At 71.4% G+C, this 18,230-nt stretch carries 13 protein-coding genes and 1 tRNA gene; 5 read left to right on the top strand and 9 right to left on the bottom strand.

Translation table 11 applies throughout. The annotated features are described in order from the left end of the window. Positions 1-94 precede the first annotated feature (94 nt). The 3 genes from DX116_RS08480 to DX116_RS08470 are packed head-to-tail and all read left to right on the top strand — an operon-like array spanning position 95 to position 4,589. Entirely contained in the window at positions 95-2,557 is a 2,463-nt protein-coding gene (locus tag DX116_RS08480; RefSeq protein WP_119703673.1) for a glycosyltransferase family 2 protein, read from the top strand. Then, positions 2,554-2,904, top strand: coding sequence for a hypothetical protein (locus DX116_RS08475; RefSeq protein WP_119703672.1), 351 nt, complete (start codon positions 2,554-2,556; stop codon positions 2,902-2,904). Before DX116_RS08480 ends, DX116_RS08475 begins: the two co-directional genes overlap by 4 nt. After that, the gene (locus DX116_RS08470; protein WP_119703671.1) at positions 2,901-4,589 is read left to right on the top strand and encodes a CDP-glycerol glycerophosphotransferase family protein; all 1,689 of its coding nucleotides are present in this window, start codon (positions 2,901-2,903) and stop codon (positions 4,587-4,589) included. Before DX116_RS08475 ends, DX116_RS08470 begins: the two co-directional genes overlap by 4 nt. Here the strand turns inward: DX116_RS08470 and DX116_RS08465 are convergent. The 6 genes from DX116_RS08465 to DX116_RS08440 all read right to left on the bottom strand — a co-directional run bounded on the left by DX116_RS08465 (position 4,586) and on the right by DX116_RS08440 (position 12,846). Continuing rightward, on the bottom strand, positions 4,586-6,673 hold the full coding sequence (locus DX116_RS08465; RefSeq protein ID WP_119703670.1) for an acyltransferase family protein: 2,088 nt from the start codon (positions 6,671-6,673) through the stop codon (positions 4,586-4,588). The two genes, DX116_RS08470 and DX116_RS08465, sit on opposite strands and share 4 nt — an antisense overlap. Then, positions 6,661-9,093, bottom strand: a complete 2,433-nt coding sequence (locus tag DX116_RS08460; RefSeq protein WP_119703669.1) for a glycosyltransferase family 2 protein — start codon at positions 9,091-9,093, stop codon at positions 6,661-6,663. The genes DX116_RS08465 and DX116_RS08460 overlap by 13 nt, the downstream gene beginning before the upstream one ends. Before the next feature lie 20 nt (positions 9,094-9,113). Further along, entirely contained in the window at positions 9,114-10,403 is a 1,290-nt protein-coding gene (locus DX116_RS08455) for a class I SAM-dependent methyltransferase (RefSeq protein WP_119703668.1), read from the bottom strand. Continuing rightward, positions 10,400-11,773, bottom strand: a complete 1,374-nt coding sequence (locus DX116_RS08450) for an FAD-binding oxidoreductase (RefSeq protein ID WP_119703667.1) — start codon at positions 11,771-11,773, stop codon at positions 10,400-10,402. Before DX116_RS08450 ends, DX116_RS08455 begins: the two co-directional genes overlap by 4 nt. Before the next feature lie 70 nt (positions 11,774-11,843). Continuing rightward, a complete protein-coding gene (locus DX116_RS08445) occupies positions 11,844-12,503 on the bottom strand; it encodes a pirin family protein (RefSeq protein WP_119703666.1) in 660 nt (219 codons plus the stop codon). Beyond that, positions 12,496-12,846: a metallopeptidase family protein gene (locus DX116_RS08440; RefSeq protein WP_119703665.1), complete on the bottom strand. Its 351-nt coding sequence runs from the start codon at positions 12,844-12,846 to the stop codon at positions 12,496-12,498. The genes DX116_RS08445 and DX116_RS08440 overlap by 8 nt, the downstream gene beginning before the upstream one ends. A 66-nt stretch (positions 12,847-12,912) precedes the next feature. Between DX116_RS08440 and DX116_RS08435 the strand changes: the two genes are divergently transcribed. Continuing rightward, positions 12,913-12,985 (top strand) — tRNA-Glu (locus DX116_RS08435). 198 nt (positions 12,986-13,183) lie between these two features. Here DX116_RS08435 and DX116_RS08430 read toward each other — a convergent pair. The 3 genes from DX116_RS08430 to DX116_RS08420 all read right to left on the bottom strand — a co-directional run bounded on the left by DX116_RS08430 (position 13,184) and on the right by DX116_RS08420 (position 17,621). Beyond that, on the bottom strand, positions 13,184-14,416 hold the full coding sequence (locus DX116_RS08430) for an ATP-binding protein (protein ID WP_119703664.1): 1,233 nt from the start codon (positions 14,414-14,416) through the stop codon (positions 13,184-13,186). Positions 14,417-14,469: 53 nt separating this feature from the next. Continuing rightward, entirely contained in the window at positions 14,470-16,383 is a 1,914-nt protein-coding gene (locus DX116_RS08425; protein ID WP_119703663.1) for a potassium transporter Kup, read from the bottom strand. 62 nt (positions 16,384-16,445) lie between these two features. Continuing rightward, positions 16,446-17,621, bottom strand: a complete 1,176-nt coding sequence (locus tag DX116_RS08420) for a PP2C family protein-serine/threonine phosphatase (protein ID WP_119703662.1) — start codon at positions 17,619-17,621, stop codon at positions 16,446-16,448. Between the two features lie 104 nt (positions 17,622-17,725). Between DX116_RS08420 and DX116_RS08415 the strand changes: the two genes are divergently transcribed. Next, positions 17,726-18,226 carry a GNAT family N-acetyltransferase gene (locus tag DX116_RS08415; RefSeq protein ID WP_158591942.1) on the top strand — a complete coding sequence of 167 codons (501 nt, stop codon included), beginning with the start codon at positions 17,726-17,728 and terminating at the stop codon, positions 18,224-18,226. The last annotated feature ends 4 nt before the right edge of the window (positions 18,227-18,230 follow it).

The following is an 18,230-nucleotide window of genomic DNA, read 5'->3' as shown; positions in this document are numbered from 1 at the left end:
TTGAGCCGCCCGTGACGCCGTGGGCGTCACGGATCGCGGGGAGAGGCCGCGTATCCTGACCACGTCGTCGACCCGGAAGCGAGCAGTCCCACCGGTGAACACCCCGATCCACGGCCTGCCCCCGCACCTCGCCGACCTCGCCGACTCCAGCGCGATGTCGAGCGCACGGCTCGCCGCGACGCTGCTGCGCTACGAGTACGAGGGCGGCGAGGAGATGCTGGCGCGCAAGGCGTCGCGCGGCCACTACGGCGTCGACGAGCTCGCCGGCATGGCGGCCGAGGCGACCGCCGGACGCCCGCCCAGCGCCGAGACGCTGGCGCCGCTGCACAGCCCGTCGCTGTACGGCTTCGCCTACCTGATGCTGGGCCGCGCCTTCGGCACCGACGGCAACTTCCGCACGGCGGCCGACCTGTTCGCCCTCGCGCGCACGATCGCCGACCGCGACGGCAACCCGCACGAGTACGACCGCCAGGACGTCCAGGCCCACCTGGCCGTCGGCCGGGCCGACTACGTGCGCCGGCACACCTCGCAGGCGACCCCCGACGTCACCACCAACAGCGCCGAGTCGTGGTACCACTGGGCCGTCAACCTCGACCTGGTCAGCCCGTTCCGCGGCGTCGAGCCGGCCTCGCTCGAGACGTGGCAGGAGCGGTTCAACGCCCCGTTCGTCGAGCGCGGCCTCGACCCCATGCGCTTCGAGGCCACCGACAGCCCCTTCGACACCGTCCGCACCGACGCCCCCGCCGGCTCGGTCGACGGACCGCTCATCAGCATCGTGATGCCGGTCTGGTCGCCCACCGAGAGCCTGCTCACCGCGACCCGGTCGATCCTCGAGCAGACGTGGGCCAACCTCGAGGTCATCCTCGTCGACGACCACAGCCCCGCCGGCTTCGAGGACGTCTTCGCGCGGGCCACGGCCCTCGACGACCGCGTCAGCTATCACCGCATGCCGGTCAACGGCGGGGCCTACCGCGCGCGCAACCACGGGCTCTCGATCGCCCGCGGCGAGTACCTCGGCATCCAGGACGGCGACGACTGGTCGCACCCCCGCCGGCTCGAGCGCCAGATGGCCGAGTTCGCCGACCCCAAGGTCGTGGCGACGCTGTCGAAGGCCATCCGCCTGCACACCGATCTCTACATCACGCGGGTCGGCTCGCTGGCGTTCGCGCACAGCGCTCCGTCGCTGCTGATGAAGCGCGACGTCTTCGACGCGCTGGGGCCGTTCGACCTGATGCGCAAGGGCGCCGACACCGAGTACATCGAGCGCATCGCGACGGTCTACGGCCTGAGGAGCATCGTCAACCTCAAGGTGCCGCTGTCGCTGTACCAGCTCACCGGCGGCTCGCTGTCGCGCGAGGACTTCCGGCCCAGCTGGCACCGGCCGGCCCGCGCGACCTACCACTCCGCGTTCCGCCACTGGCACGCCAAGATCGCGGCGGGTCTCACCCCGCCGCGCTCGTCGTTGCCCGACGGCAGCCGCGCCTTCCCGGCCCCGCCCGACATGGAGGGCACCGAGTACGCCGATCTCGCCCCCGACGTCGTGGTGCTCACCGACCCGCGTCCGGGTCCCTTGGCCCACGCGGGTGCCGCCGACGAGGTCGCCGCGCTGGCCGGTGCCGGTCTCACGGTGGGGGTCGCCCGTATGGACGCGCTGCGCTTCTCGTCGCGCCAGCGCCACTATCCGCGCGCCGACCTCCTCGAGCTGATGTACCGCCGTGTCACCGACTGGGCGCTCTTGGGTGCACCGATGACACCGCGGGTGCTCCTCGTCCGCGACGTCGACCTGCTGGCCCTGCCCCGCTCGGCCGACGCGGTCGCGATGCGTCCAGCATCGGTGGCGGTGGTCGCCGACCGCCTGCCCGTCGGGTGGGACCCGGTGCACGTCGAGTCGGTCGTGCGCACGATGTTCGCCGTCGATGTCCAGTGGCTGCCCGCGACCGCCGACGTCGCCGAGGCGATCACGGCGTCGGGGGCCACCGGCACCGTCCACGCCCCACGTCCCATGCAGGTCGTGCGACCCGCCCGCTTCCCGCGGCGCCTGCTGCCGGGCGCCCCCGTCGTCGGCGTCGTCGATGCCGCCACCGAGGCGATCGAGGTCGCCGACCGCCGAGGCCTCGCCGACGCGCTGCCCGTCGGCGCCGACGTCCGCGTGCTCGAGGCCGAGCCGCGGGGCCTGCCCCGGCCGGACGCCCTGCGACTCGCCGCCGGCACGATCGACACCACCGCCTTCTACGACATGTGCGACGTCGTGGTCGTGCCGCGCACCAAGACCGCGGGGGCCACCCTGCTGCGTCCGGCGCTCGAGGCCATGGCGCGCGGGTGCGTCGTGGTGGTCGAGCCGGCGCTGCGACCCCTGCTGGGCGACGCCGCCCTCTACCTCGACGACCCGGACGTCGCGGGCGCCGTGCAGCGCCTGACCGCCGACCCCGCGCTGCACGCCGAGCAGCAGCAGCGCTCGCTGCAATTCTGCGAGACTGAGCTGGCCCCGGCGGCCTTCGCCGACTCCGTCGCGGCCCTCGCGACCACCACGCCCACCAGCACCCGAGGAGTCCGATGAGCACCTGGCAGCGCACCGCACGATCGCTCGTGCGTCGACTGATCGCCGAGCGCACCCTCGTGCTGGTGATCGCCACGGCGGTGCTCGTCGTGATCGGCGTCATCGCCACGATCGCCGACGAGTACGACCTCAGCCTGCTGTGCATCCTGGCCCTGCAGGCGACGATCGTCGGCTACCTGCTGACGTCGCCCGGCGAGGAGGCCGGCGCGGCCGGCACCAAGACCGGCACCGTCGACGAGCTGCGCGACGCCGTCGACCGCTCGTCGGCCCGCACGCTCACCGATCTCGCGCACGCCCGGCAGTCGATCCTCGACGCGATCGCCGAGCTGGAGGCCAAGCGCCAGTGATCGACGAGCCGGTCCAGCTCATCGCGGCCAGCCTGCACGGCGTCGACGTCGTCGACGCGGGTCGCACCCTCCGCCTGGTCGGAACGTGCCGCAGGCCCGGCACCGACGGCGAGCAGCCCCCCGACCAGACCCTGCTGCTGCACTGGCTGCGTCCCGACGGCACCCGTGAGCTCAGCGTCGTCACCGAGCCGCGCCTGCGCCACGAGGACGGAGCCGACCGCTGGACGGGCTTCGTCGCCGACGTGCCGATCGAGCAGGTGCCGATCGGCACCACCGGCATGGAGATCTCGCTCGACGCGTCCGTCGTGCCGGTCGGCGCGGCACCGGGCTCGCTGGCCTCGTCGCGGCCCCTCGCGGTCGACGGCCGGCGGGTGCAGCTGTTCCCCTCGCCCTCCGAGCACGCGGAGTTCGTGGCGCAGGCGTACCCGCGTCCGTTCGCCGGACTGCGCTGGAAGGCCGCCCTGGCGCTCCGCACCGTCAAGGACGTGCTGCGCCGCCGCCCCTTCGCCTTCGTGCAGCCGCTGCGCGTCGCGACGTGGCCCCTGTTCGCGGGTCGCGAGATCTGGCTGGTCGGCGAGCGGGCCGACACCGCGCGCGACAACGGCTACCACCTGTTCACCTACCTGCGCCGCGAGCGGCCCGACGTCCGCGCCTACTACGTGCTCGACCGCTCGAGCGACCGGTTCGACGAGCTGAGCGAGCTCGGCAACGTCGTGGCCCACTCGTCGCTGCGGCACCGGCTGCTGATGGTGCACGCCACGGTGCTGGCCAACGCCTACTCGATCAAGCACATGGTGCCGTCGCAGTGGCCCAAGCAGCACTACATGCGCCAGCTCGGGTGGCGCACCGGCGCCTACCGCGTCTACCTCAAGCACGGCATCAACGACAAGGCCACCGACGTGCGACGCCGCACCGGTGGCTACGACCTCTACCTCACGGCGAGCAGCCGCGAGACCGCCGCGATCAGGCACACGTCCGGCTACGACCGGCAGGTCGTCGAGACCGGTCTGCCGCGCTTCGACGCCCTCGTGCCCACGCCGCCGAGCCGCACGATCCTGTTCATGCCCACGTGGCGGCGCTACCTGGCCCCCGAGCTCTACACCTCCGAGCTGCTGACGAAGGGCGCGACGGGCGAGGTGCCGTTCGAGGGCTCGACCTACCAGCGGTTCGTCGACGGCCTGCTGCGAAGCCCCCGCCTGCACGCCCTCCTCGAGCAGCACGACCACCGGTTCGAGCTCATGCCGCACTACAACCTGGTGGCCCAGTACGCCGGTGCCGCACCGGTCGGCGACCGCGTCGAGATCCTCGACGCCGCCGCGTCCGACATCCAGGACGTCATGCGCCGCTGCGACCTGTTCCTGACCGACTACTCGTCGGTGCACTTCGACCTGGCCTACCTCGGCACACCGTTGATCTACACGCACTTCGACCGCGAGGAGTTCGCCGCCGGTCACGCCGAGCCGTCGTGGTTCGACCACGAGCGCGACGGCTTCGGCCCGGTGACGCACGACGTCGAGGCCACGATCGACGCCATCGAGGCGTACCTGCTCGGCGACCGGCGCCGCGCCCCCGTCTACGACCAGCGCGCCCACGAGGCCTTCACGTTCCACGACCGCGACAACTCGCGCCGGGCGGTCGAGGCCATCGAGACCCTCGTGGCGCAGGGCACCCGGAAGACGGTCTAGGGCGTCACGAGCCTCGTGCCGAAGGAGCCGTCGGACGCCTCGTAGAGCGCGGCCGCCACCTGCCGCTCGGCGCTGGCCACGAAGGTCTTGGTCAGGTGCGTGCGCTGGCGGTAGACCAGCACGTTGCCGATCACGGCGGCGCAGCGGTCACCGTCGGGGCAGATCGTCGACGTCATGTCCATGATGCCCACGCCCGGCACCTCGGCAGCGGCCTTGCGCTGCGCGGGGGCGGCGGACTTCGCGACGGCCGGCTCGAGCGGGAACGCGCATTGCGAGAGGTCCTTGGGGTGCTGGGCGACGCACTCGTACACGGCCTTGACCGGCGGCGACGGGTTGTCGAGCAGCGTCACGAGCGGGATGCCCGCATCGGTGATGGTGCGCCAGTAGCTGGCCAGGCCGTCGACCATCGCGTCCTGGGTGGCGTCCTCGTCGTCGGTGCGGCCCGGCGGCAGCGCATCGATGAAGCGGTGCGACTCGATGACCAGGTCGGGCTTGAGCTCGAGCACCTGCCGCAGCACGGCCCGCCCCCAGGCCCGGCAGTCGGTCTTGTTGGGACGGTCGAACGACACGTCGGCGAACGTGCAGGCCGACTTGGTGATCTGGACGAGCTTGAAGTCCTCGCTCTCGGCCATCGCGGCGAAGGTCGGCTGCCACTGCGCCATCTTGGAGTCGCCGATGATCACGACCGTCCGGCTCGACGACGCGTCGCCGTAGGTGCAGAGCTTGGGCTCGGCCACGCCGTTGTCGACCTGGCAGCCCGAGCCGTCGTCGTAGAAGGCGGGACGGTCGTCGACGGCGCGCGTCGCCAAGGGCCGCATCTTCTCGACCGACCGGATCGCGGACCAGTCGACGTCCTTGTTGGCCGGGTCGAGCAGCGCGGCCGCGCCGGGGCTGGCCGACCTCGTCGCCTGCCCCACGCCCGCGTCGGCCGTCGACCCCAGCCCGTAGCCCACGCCGACGCCGATGGCCGTGAGCGCCAGGCCCATGCCGATCGCGCGACCGTTGGGCTTGAAGAACCGGCCGAAGCGGATCGGGTTCTCGATGAGCCGGAAGCTCAGGTAGGCCGGGACGATCGAGCCGGCGGCCAGCAGCACCATCCACCGCAGCTGCAGGTCGGGGTACTTCGCCTGGGCGGCGACCAGGATCGGCCAGTGCCACAGGTAGATCGAGTACGACAGGCCACCGATGAAGACCATGGGACGCAGGCTCAGCAGCCGTTGCGGCGAGCCGGGGGTCTCGCGCAGACCGCTGGCGATCATCAGCGCCGCGCCGATCGTCGGCACCAGGGCGACCGCTCCCGGGAAGGCCGGGGTGGACTTCTCGAAGACGAGCACGCCGTACGCGATCAGCGCGATGCCGGCCCACCCGCCGACAGCGCGCAGCACGCCCGGCAACCGGGCCACCCGCTCGGCCGACAGGGCCAGCAGCGCGCCGATGCCGAGCTCCCAGACACGCGTGGTCGAGATGAAGTACGCCGTCTGGGGGCTGCTGTCGGTGTGGGCGACGGACCACACGAACGACGCGGTCGTGACGAGCCCGAGGACGACGAACGACACCTGCTTCCAGCGGCGCGCAGCGAGCACCGCGACGACCAGCATCAGGATGGGCCAGACCAGGTAGAACTGCTCCTCGACCGCCAGCGACCAGTAGTGCTGCACGGGCGACTCGCCGATGTCCTCGGCCTGGTAGTCGACGCCACGCGCCGCCAGGCGCCAGTTGACGACGTACAGCGCCGCCGAGACGATGTCGCCGCCGAAGTCCTTGCGCTGCGTGATCGGCAGGTACAGGTACGTGACGAGCGCCGAGAACACCAGCACCGTCGCGCTGGCCGGCAGCAGACGCTTGGCCCGCCGGGCCCAGAACGTGGCCAGGCTGACACGTCCCGACCGGGCGATCTCGCGCGCGAGCAGCCCCGTGATCAAGAATCCCGACAGCACGAAGAACACGTCGACGCCGATGAAGCCGCCGGCGAGGAACGGGATGCCGGCGTGCGCGGCCAGCACCGAGCCCACGGCGATCGTGCGCATGCCCTCGATGTCGAGCCGGATCGTGCGGCCGTGGTCGGGTTTGGTCAGCTCGGCCATGCGAGGCTCCGGACGTACGCGGCGAAGGCGGCCGGGTCGAGCTGCGAGCGCACGAAGGCGTCGCCGCGCTCGCGCTGGGCCGCGAACGAGGCGGGGTCGGACGTCAGCGCGTCGAGCGTCGCGCGGGCCTCGTCGGGCGTCGCGTACACCGCGGCATCGCCGAGCACGGGGCGGTGGCGCGGGTCGACGATCAGCACCGCACCGGCGGCCAGGGCGCTCGCCATGGGCCACGTGACGCCGTCGCCCCAGGCGTCGGGCGCGTAGCCGGCGAACACGTCGGCATCCGCAGCGAACACGTCGAGCGGGACGCCGGTGACGATCGTCCAGCTGGGCGGCACGGGGTTCTTGCGGAACAGCTTGGGGACGACCTCGTCGTCGTCGAGCACCCGCACCGCGTAGGCCCCGTCGACCGGCAGGTACCGCACCAGCTGGGCGCCGGGCAGCCGGTTCTTGCCGATCTTCTCGAGGCGCGCCGCCCCGACCACGGGCGGACGCGAGACGACCGACGGCCGGGCCAGACCGTGGTCGGCGACCGCGACCGACCGGGGCGGCAGCACGGTCGTCGTCGCACCCGCCGCCCGCAGGGCATCGGCCACCCCGGCGTGGGCCGGCCACCACTCGACGTCGACGCCGAACAGCTCGCGGCCGTTGCGCTCGACCGTCGCCGGGTCGTAGAGCGTCCAGCCCCGCGCGGGGACCCGCGGCGAGCTGCCCGCGACCACCACGAGCCGCTCGGTCGTGAGCCGCACGTCGGCGGCGCTGCGCGGGAACATCAGCAGCTCGGCGGAGTCGACCACCGTCAGTCGCGCGTGCACCGGCTCGGTCCAGACCAGCCAACCGAGCCCCCGATCGGCCCGGAGGTCACGGATCTCCGGCACCGTCTCGCGCCGGGTGCGGTAGGCGTGGCGCAGGTTGACCGCCTGCCCGGCGTGGACGTCGAGACCGGCGTCGAGCAGCGCCCGCACGCGGCGGGGTGCCGCGTCGTAGCGGTTGATGCCGACCCGCCAGTCGGACAGGTAGGCGACGTCGCACGTGACGGGCTCGGGCACCCGGTCGACGAACGTCGCCGGAGCCGGGAACGGCCGGGCCGCGGAAGGGTCGAGCACCGGCGACGCCACGCCGCGGCGGATGCGGTCGTGCCAGTGGCCGTAGGCGGCGCCGTAGGCCTCGCGGGTGGGAGCCCACCAGCCGAAGGCGAAGTCGTCGCGCGACAGCGAGTCGGCGGTGAGCTGGGCGACGGCCAGCACGTCGGGCAGCACGACGAGCGCCTCCTCGCCGTACGTCGCGGCCAGGCGGTCGCGGAACTCGGAGTCGGCGTCCTTGCGGACGGTGTCGAAGCCGCCCAGCCGGGCCACGACCGGCTCGCGGCGGAACATCATCGACGAGGCGTTGACGCGGGTCGCGGCGTAGCCCACGCGGTTGAGCACGAGGTCGGGCGTCATGCGCACCCACGAGCTGAGCGACGCGACGGCACCGGGTCGCGCCTGCAGCGCCGCGACCTGGCGGGCGAGGCGTTCGGGGTGCGACCAGTCGTCGGAGTCCTGGAACGTCACGAGCTCGCCGCGCGCCTGGGCGAGCGCGTGGTTGCGCACGCGGTAGGTGCCGCCGTTCTCGGGCATCCGCAGCACCCTGATGCGCGGGTCGAGGTCGGCGACGGCATCGATCGCGGCGGTGTGCTCGGCGGGCGAGCAGTCGTCGACGACCAGCAGCTCGAGGTGGGGGTACGTCTGCTCGACGATCGAGCGCACCGCGGTCAGCAGGCTCTCGTCGGCCCCGTACACCGACATCACGACGGTGACGAGGGGGTCGTGCACCCCCGAGGAGAGCCTCACGGCTTCCGTGGCCTCGAGCCGGTCGAACGGACGACCCTCGCCGGCACCGATCCGCACCGGCGCCTGGCCCTCCGCGAAGATCTCGCCGAACGAGGCGCTCCACGCCTCTAGGTCGTCCCGCAGCCGGTCGGTGCGGACGATCCAGGCGAGGTGCTCGTCGACGAGCCCCGGCGTGGCGACCAGCAGGGCGTCGAGCTCGGCGTGCGCGCCGGCCGCGAGCTGCGTCTGCACGAGCAGCTTCGCGAAGCCCGTCGGCTGGTCGTCGAGCGAGCCGATCGCGTGGGCGAGGCGATGCATGCGTGCCGAGGCGTCGTACGACCCGCCGGGCCGGTGGTGCTTGCCGATGAGGGCCTGCGCCAGGGCACCCACGGCGCGTGCGTCGAGACCGGACGGCAGCGCGCCCGTGGTCGCGAACGCGTCGGCCGCCGCCTGCACGGGCGCGTAGCCGTCGCGCCCGTCCGTGGCCATCAGCGCCAGCAGGTCGAGCGCTCCCGGCGTCCCGTACCGCAGGGCGTGCGCCGCCACCGCGTACGGATCGACGTCGATGTATCCGACCTGCTCACGCAGGACGTCGAGGTCGAAGGTCACGCACCGAGCCTAGCCGGGGGTCAGCTGCCCCAGGTCGGACGCAGGGGCCAGCTGGCGTCGCCGTGCGGATCGGGCTTGACCGCCAGGACGTGGTGCAGCTCGATCTCGTTGCGCTCGAAGGCCAGGCGCGACCCGGCCATGTAGATGCCCCACACCTTGGCGCGACCGATCGTGACCTCGCCCAGCGCCTCGTCCCAGTGCTCGACGAGGTTGTCGCACCAGCCCTTGAGCGTCATGGCGTAGTGCTCGCGCAGGTTCTCGACGTGCCGCACCTCGAGGCCGACGTCCTGGGCCGCGACCTGGATGCGTCCGACGCCCGTGAGCTCGCCGTCGGGGAAGACGTAGCGGTCGATGAACGCACCGGTGGTCGTGGTCTTGTTGTTCGGCCGGGTGATGCAGTGGTTGAGCAGGCGCCCGCCGACCCGCAGCTTGCTGCGCAGGAAGCCGAAGTAGTCGCCGTACTGCTTGACGCCGATGTGCTCGGTCAGGCCGATCGAGCTGATCGCGTCGAACTCGCCCTCCGGCACGTCGCGGTAGTCCGAGAACCGCACCTCGGCGAGGTCGTCCAGGCCTTGGCGCTTGATCTCGTCCTGGGCCCAGGTGGCCTGCTCGCGCGACAACGTCACACCCAGCACCGTGACGCCGTAGTGCTTGGCGGCGTGGCGCACCATGCCGCCCCAGCCGCAGCCGATGTCGAGCAGGCGGTCGCCGGGCTTGAGGTCGAGCTTGCGGCAGATGAGGTCGTACTTCTCGTACTGCGCTTGCTCGAGCGTCGAGTCGAGCGTCGGGTAGACCGCACAGGTGTACGTCATCGACGGGCCGAGGACGAGCTCGTAGAAGCGGTTGGAGACGTCGTAGTGGTGGTGGATCGCCTCGGCGTCGCGCTTCTTGTTGTGCCGCATGCCCTCGAGCGCACGGCGCCACTTGGGCAGGTGCTCCTCGGCGGGCGGCGGCGGGGGCTTGAGGTTGCCGAAGCCGAGGCTGCGGACGATCTGCACCATCTCGGCGGCCGAGGGCACCTTGAAGCGCAGCTGGCTCATGATGAGCACCATCGCGTCGTACGGATTGCCCGGGTGGATGCCCTCGAGCTCGAGGTCGCCCGCGACGTACGCCCGCGCGAAGCCGAGGTCGCCGGGGGCCGTCATCAGGTACGAGAGGCCGCGCTCGTTGAGCAGGCGCAGCGTGAACGGGGCGTCGGTCGGTCCGGCCGAGCTGCCGTCGAAGGCCTCGAACCGGAACGGCAGGCCCTCCTTCATCAGCTTGCCCAGCGCGTCGGCGATCGACAGCTTTACTGCGGCGTCGGTGGTCATGAGTTCCTCACTGCCTTCTCGTACAGGGTGCTCAGCCTGCTGTCGGGGTCGTACCTGCGGCGAACGGCGGCGAGCACCTCTCCGCCGTACATCTGGTCGAACATCGCCTGGTCGTAGAAAGCTTCCGAGTAGAGCGACTTGTGGCCGCCCATCGCGTGCACGGCGTCCTCGATGCGCCGGTTGACCATGCCGGCCGGCGCGTCGGCGGGCACCTCGACGGTGCCCCAGAAGCCCGCGTTGACGTAGATCGCGCCGGGCTCGAGGGGGTAGACCGGCCACGCCCGCGTGGTGCGCAGCGGGCACAGCCACACCGGACGCATGCCGACCTCGGCGTCGAACCACTCGAGGAACTCGGGCACCTTGTCGAGCGGCACCTCGATGTCCTGGATGACGCGCTCGCGTCCCGGGATCTTCTTGAGGCGGTCGAGCGTCTTGATGATGCCGAAGCGCTCGTCGAGCCCCACGATCTTGTGGAAGACGTCGCTGCGCCGGTAGCGGGCCGGCCACAGCCGGCGGATCCACGGCGTCTGCGCGCCGAAGGCTCCCGAGCACCAGAACCAGTCGGTGTCCCAGCGCCAGATGTAGTCGTTCATCGTCAGGGTGTCGGTCTCGCGCTGCTGGATCGAGCGGTAGTAGACCTGCATGCCCGTGTAGTCGCTGACCGCGTCTCGTCCGCCGGACGGCAGGTCGTCGGTGAAGGTCGCGAGCGTCAGGTAGATCTCGTCGGGCGTGAACGCGGTGCCGTCGAGCCCGTCGACCCGCTCGCCGTGCCACTGACCGGTCTCGCTGATCGACGCGATCGCCTCGACGGCCTGCTGCCCGCCGTGCATGCGGACGTGGCGCAACGAGACGTAGCGGGGGACGCGCTCGAGCTTGATCTTGAGCCGCGTGGCGTAGCCGAGGCTGCCGTACGAGTTGGGGAAGGCGTCGAACAGCTCGGCGTGCTCGTTGTCGGGCGTCGCGGTGACCAGCTCGCCGGAGCCCGTGAGGATGTCCATCTCGAGCACCGACTCGTGCGGCAGGCCGTTGCGGAACGACGTCGACTCGATGCCGAGGCCCGTCACGGCGCCGCCCAGCGTGATGGTGCGCAGCTGCGGCACGACGAAGGGGATGAAGCCGAACGTCAGCGTCGCCTCGACGAGGTCCTCGTAGGTGCAGACGCCCTGGACGTCGGCGGTGGCCGCCTCGGGATCGATCGCGATGACGCCGTCGAGGTCGCTGACGTCGAGACCCGGGGCGTCGCTGGCCGACCGGGGCCTGAACAGGTTGGACGTCTTCTTCGCGAGACGGATCCTGGAGCCCTGCGGGATCGCCGCGTAGGACGTCAGGAGCTGTTCGACCGCCTGGGCGTGCGCATGCCAACCTTTCACCGGCCCAGCCTAGGCCTACCGGATCACGACCCGGATGCTGGGTTCGGTTGCATCGTGCAACGAGACCCGTTCAGCGTCCGAGCTGCCAGACCAGGGCGCTCGCCGGGACGTCGGCCGCCAGCTCGTAGCCTGCGGCCCCGGTGAACCTGGCCTCGTCGCCGAGGTCGAGCCGCTCGCCCGCCACCTCCACTGCTCCGCCCGTGACGATCACGAGGCTGCGGGGCGATGGCGGCACGGCGACCCGCTGCCCCGCCTCGAGGCGGACGGCGAGCAGCTCGGCCGGCGCGTGCACCGTCACCGTGGGCACGAGCACGCCGGGCGCCTGCTCGACCTCGGTCTGCGCATACTCGGGCGGCCCGTCGTGGTCGGACCTCAGCATCATCTGCACGAACACCAGCGGCTCGTCGGCCGAGCCGTTCCTCTCGGAGTGCCGCACCCCCGTGCCGGCGCTGAGCCGCTGCGCCGAGCCGGGGCGGATGTCGCCCGACTGCCCGGTCGAGTCCTCGTGCCGCAGGACGCCCTCGAGCACCCACGTGACGATCTCGACGTCGGCGTGGTCGTGCACGTCGTAGCCGCCACCCGGCTCGACGTGCTCGGTGTTGATCGCCATGACCGGGCCGAAACCGATCTGGTCGGGGTCGTAGTGCGCGCCGTAGGAGAAGCTGTGCCACGTCTGCACGCCGTCGCCGACGGTGTGGAAGCGCTGGCCCGCCCGCCGGATCTCAGGCATAGCCCAGCTCGTGCAGCCGGTCGTCCTCGATGCCGAAGTGGTGGGCGATCTCGTGCACCACGGTGATGCCGACCTCCTCGACGACGTCGTCCTCGGTGTCGCAGATCGCGAGCGTCGGGTTGCGGAAGACGAAGATGCGGTCGGGCATCACGCCGGCGTACGTCCCGTCGCGCTCGGTCAGCGGGATGCCGTCGTAGAGCCCCAGCAGGGTGGGGTCGTCGGCCGGCGCGTCGTCCTCGACGAACAGCACCACGTTGTCGAGCAGCGCGGCCAGCTCGGACGGCACCGCGGCGAAGGCGGCCTCGACCAGCTCGGCGAACCGCTCCTCGCTGACGTCGATCATGACTCCATCCTGCCCGATGCGGTGTCGCACCGGCCCCCGTCACCCTCTATGCTGAACGGGTTTCAGGCCCCCATCGTCTAGCGGCCTAGGACGCCGCCCTTTCACGGCGGTAGCACGGGTTCGAATCCCGTTGGGGGTGCTTCTCGGTCCGGGTGCCGTCCTCTCCGGCCGAAGGCCGCTCCGTGCGGCACTCGGAGCGAGAATCGTGTGCTCCGCGATTCGAGGAGGAGCGAGGCACGAGCGACGGAGTCCCGTTGGGGGTGCTTCTCGGTCCGGGTGTCGTCCTCTCCGGCCGAAGGCCGGCCAGGCGTGTCGTCGAGGGCGGCACCTGTCCGTCTCAGATGTGCGGCCAATCCGTCGTCAGGTACGCCTCGATCGCGCGGTGACGGAACGAGTACGGCTTGCCGCGGTTGATGATGCCCCGCATCGTGTCGAGACGGGACGCGAACGGCCCGATCTGCGTTGCCGAGTCGAACCCCATGTGCGCTGCGATGGCCGACGCGGTGCGCTCTTGCGGGTCGAGAGCCGACATGGCCTGGATCAGCTGGTGCTCCCGCTCGGGAAGACGCCCGAGGATGCGCTCCACGTGGGTCACAGCCTCAGGCGTGGCTTCCCGCCATCCTTGCTGCACATCCTCGAGGGTGATCAGCGGCGAGCCCGGCGAGGCGTACCAGGCTTCCTGTCCTGCCAGCTGGAAGAGGAACGGCTCCCCGCAGCAGCACGCCACGATCGCGTCCCGCGCCTCCTGCGTCATCCGAACCGCCGCCGGCAGCCCGTCGACCTCGACCGGCCACCCAGGGTCCAGGAACGGGGCCAACGCCAGCTTGAAGTCGTCGTCGGAGATCGGTGCCAGCGTGATGGTCTTGAACCGCCGCGTGAAAGTGGCGCCCTTGCGCGCCCCGGCCATGTCGTCGAAGTCCGGCAGGCCTGTCAGGTAGACCACGATGGGCAGCACCCGGTCGATCTGCGCCCCGCCCGGAACGACGACGGTGTGCTCGAACGTCAGTGCGTCACCGAGGCAGACCAGCAGCTGCGACAACGCTGCCTGGTCGGTGATGTTCTGCACCTCGTCGACGTGGACCATCACCAGCCTGCCCTGCTCGTGCGCGGCCAGCCCGATCTCGATCAGCAGGTCCGTCAGCGCGACGAACGGTTGGGGCCCGGCGTCGGGCTCGAGCGTGAGCCCCCACCCGGCGACCGAGACCGCCTTGACGCGGTCGATCAGCGTGCGCAGGCGCTTCTCCGTCGCCGCCGCCAGTCCGGCGTCCGCGGCCAGGCCCAGCAGCGCCGTCGCGACGATCTGCAGCGGATCGGCACCGAGAGGCATCCGCAGCTGCGCGGTCGTCCAGTCGTCGTGGTGGCGGCGAGCACGCTCGGCCAACCGGCGGACCAACGTCGACTTGCCCAGTCCCGGTTCTCCCAGGATCGTGCGTCCCCGCTCGGACAGACCCGCCATCCGCCGTGGCCGGACGACGCTCTCGAAGTCGCTGACCTGGCTCGTGCGTCCGGCCCACACCTCGGGGATCGTGTCCGACCCGGGCACGAAGGGGTTCTCGACAGCCGTACGCACGTTGTTAAATTTAACACGACACGTCGGAAGCGGGTAAAACTTAACAACGCCTGTCACACCTCGACGTGCGACCCCAGCAGGACGACGCGGTCGCGCGGCAGGTGGAAGTGGTCGGCGGCATCGGCCGTCACGTGCGAGGTCGCGACGAACAGGCGCTTGCGCCAGGTGGCCATCGTGGGGCGCGAGCCGACCCGCAGCTCGATGCGCGACAAGAAGTAGGTCGCGTCGTCGAGGTCGATCTGACCCTCGGTCTGCTCGGGCGTCAGCAGGGCCAGGGCGGCCGGGACGTCCGTGGTCTCGGCGTAGCCGAAGCGGACCGTCACGTACGTGATGCCGTCCTCGGGGCGGCCCAGCGAGTCGACCTGCACGCGCTCGTCGTGCGACACCCGCGGCGACGACTCGATCTGGACGGTCACGATGACGACGCACGCGTGCCGCACCCGGTTGCGCTCGACGTTGGCCCGCAGCGCGAGCGGGGTCGTGGTGCCGCGGTTGAGGAAGATCGCCGTGCCCGGGACGACGGCCGGCACGTGGTCGCCGGTGTCGAGCTCGTCGACGAACTCCTGCAGCGATCCCTCCATCTCCTCGCGGCGCGCGGTGACGACCTCGCGTCCCCGCTGCCACGTCATCATCACCGTGAAGAACGTGATGGCGATCGCCAGCGGCAGCCACGCACCGTGCACGAGCTTGGTCAGGTTCGCGCCGATCAACAGCAGGTCGAGCGCCAGCAGGGGCGCGGCCATCAGCACCAGCACCCACGTCGGCGTGGTCCAGCGACGGTGGGCGACGTAGAAGAACAGGATCGTCGTGATCGTGATCGTGCCGGTGACGGCCATGCCGAAGGCGAACGCGAGCGATGCCGACGACCGGAACGCGAACACCAGGGTCAGCACCGACACGAGCAGCAGCCAGTTGACCCACGGCACGTAGATCTGGCCACGCTCGTGCTGCGAGGTGTGCACGATGCGCAGGCGCGGCAGGTAGCCCAGCTGGGCGGCCTGCGACGCCACCGAGAACGCGCCGGTGATGACGGCCTGCGAGGCGATGACCGTCGCGGCGCAGGCGAGCACGATGAGGGGGATGCGCGCCCAGTGCGGCGCGAGCAGGAAGAACGGTGCACTGATGTTGGCCTTGTCCTCCAGCACGAGCGCGCCTTGACCGAGGTAGCTCAGCGCGCAGGCCGGGAAGACCAGGAAGATCCAGCCGACCGCGATCGGCTTGCGCCCGAAGTGCCCCATGTCGGCGTAGAGGGCCTCCGCACCGGTGACCGCCAGCACGATCGCCGCCAGCGCGAAGAAGGCGTAGTGGAAGTTGCCGGCCAGGAAGTCGATCGCGTACGTCGGCGACACGGCCTTCAGGATCGCGGCGTCCTTCGTCACACCCCAGGCCCCGCACGCACCGATCGTCACGAACCACGTGATCATCACGGGTCCGAAGAACCGTCCGACCACGGCCGTGCCGTGCCGCTGCACCGAGAACAGCGTCACGATGATGACCGCCGTCACGGGCACGACCCACGGCGCGAAGCCCGAGTCGATGGTCTTGAAGCCCTCGACCGCCGACAGCACCGAGATCGCGGGGGTGATCATGCTGTCGCCGAGGAACAGCGCGGCGCCGAACAGACCCAGACCGGCCAGCACGGCTGCCGCCCCGGCGCGCTTGTCGCCGGCCCATCGACGCAGCAGCGAGATGAGCGCCATGATGCCGCCCTCGCCGTCGTGGTCGATCCGCATCGCGAGCGACACGTACGTGATGGTCACGATCGCGGTGACGGACCACAGGATCAGCGACACCACCCCGAGCACGTGGGCGTCCGTGACCGGCACGGGGTGCGGGTCGCCCGGGTCGAACACCGTCTGGATCGTGTAGATCGGGCTCGTGCCGATGTCGCCGAACACGACGCCGAGGGCTCCGACGACGACGGCCAGGCGCAGGACGTCGCCGTGGGCGGGGCGCGGGGAGTTCACCCGGCCAACCTAGGCCGACTCCACGTCCGATGCCGGGATCTTGACGCGTCCTTGACGCCTTCTCAGGTCGGCTCGCGACGGATCACGAGCAGCGCGACGTCGTCGACCGTGCCGTGCTCGGGGATGAGATCGGCCAGCACCGCGACACAGCTCGCCTCGGCCGTCCTGCTCGCTGCGAGGCTCGCGGCCACAGCGGCAAGACCCGCGTCGGGGTCGACCGCCTGCTCGGCGCCGAAGCGCTGCTCGATCAAGCCGTCCGTGAACAGGCACAGCGAGCCGCCCTCAGGCACCGGCACCACGGTGTCGGTGCGCGTCCTGTCGGGCAGGAGCCCGAGCATCGTGTCGGTCCGCAGAGCGACCGCGGTCGCGGGGGAACGACCGTCGGCCACCAGCGGCGGCCAGTGCCCGGCGCTGCTGACGACGAAGGAGTCGAACGGGGGTCGCGCCACGGCGAACAGCACCGTCGCGAGCGTCCCTGCCTCGAAGTGGCTGATCTTGCGGTCGAGCATCTGCAGCACGCGGGCCGGGCTCGGCTCGATCAGCGCGTACGAGCGCAGGGCGCTGCGGATGCGTCCCATCACGACCGCCGGCTGCAGGCCGTGGCCCAGGACGTCGCCCATGACGAAGCCGACGCGGCCGTCGGGGAGGGCGAAGACGTCGTACCAGTCGCCACCCAGGTCGCCCTCGGCCGGCACGTAGCGTCCTGCGACGTCGAGCCCCGGGATCGACGGTGGCAGCGTGGGGATCAGGCTGCGCTGCAGCACCCGCGCGGCCGTGTGGTGCTCGGCGAGCGACTGGTCGGCGAACCACGACGCGACCTCGTCGGCGAGGTCCGTCAGCCGCTGCACGTCGTCGGCCGTGAAGTGTCGCTGCGACAGCGTGCCGACGTGCAGGACGCCGAACACCGCTCCGTCGCGCACCAGCGGCACGCCGAGCAGCGACCGGATGCCGCGCCGCCGCAGCACGGGGTTGACCACCTCGCCGGCGTCGATGTCGTCCAGCACCACCGGGCGCCCCGTCCCGGCGACCGCTCCCGCGAATCCTCGGCCGATCGGCACCCGCGCACCCGTCCGCAGCGTCACGTCGAGCCCCGACGACGCGAACGGCTCGAGCACGGCGCCGGTCGCGTCGACCAGCAGCATGACGGCGGTGTCGGCCGCGAGCGTCTCGCGGACGCTCGTCAGCAGCTGTCGCAGGTCCGCACCCGGATCGAGGGTCAGCGGCGTGGGTGAGGGCATCGGCGTCCGTCTGGATGGGTCGGCACGACACCCTCGTGGCTGAAGGCGGTCTCGCCAGTGTGGCACGACCTGACGGTTGGGCGACTTCGTGGGACGCTAACGGGGTGACCGTCATCCGCGCAGAGCTGGCCGACGTCCTCGAGGCAGCCCAGCTGTTCGCGGCGTACCGCGAGTTCTACGGAGCGCCCTACGACGTCTCGGCGGCCGGCGCCTTCCTGGCCTCGCGCATCGTGCGCGACGAGTCGATCGTGCTGCTCGGGCTGGACGACGACGAGGTGGTCGGCTTCGCGCAGATCTACCCCTCGTTCTCGTCCACCCGGTTGAGCCGCATCTGGGTGCTCAACGACCTGTACGTCGTCGAGCACGCGCGCGGCACCGGCGCCGTCGACGAGCTGCTCAACACCGTCGCCAGCATGGCCGCGGCCGCCGGGGCCGACGCGGTCGAGCTCAGCACGGCTCACACCAACACCCGGGCCCAAGCCGTCTACGAGCGGCACGGCTACCGCCTCGACGAGGAGTACCGGTCGTACGAGAAGTCGGTCGCCACGCTGCGGTTCGTCTGGGAGGGCCAGGTCGACGAGCGCTCCCGCCGCGGCATCGAGTGACGTC

The sequence above is a fragment of the Aeromicrobium endophyticum genome (genome assembly GCF_003586285.1).
Taxonomy (GTDB): Bacteria; Actinomycetota; Actinomycetes; order Propionibacteriales; family Nocardioidaceae; genus Aeromicrobium; species Aeromicrobium endophyticum.
Note: the sequence above shows the minus strand (reverse complement) of the source record. Positions and strands in the feature narration are given on the sequence as shown.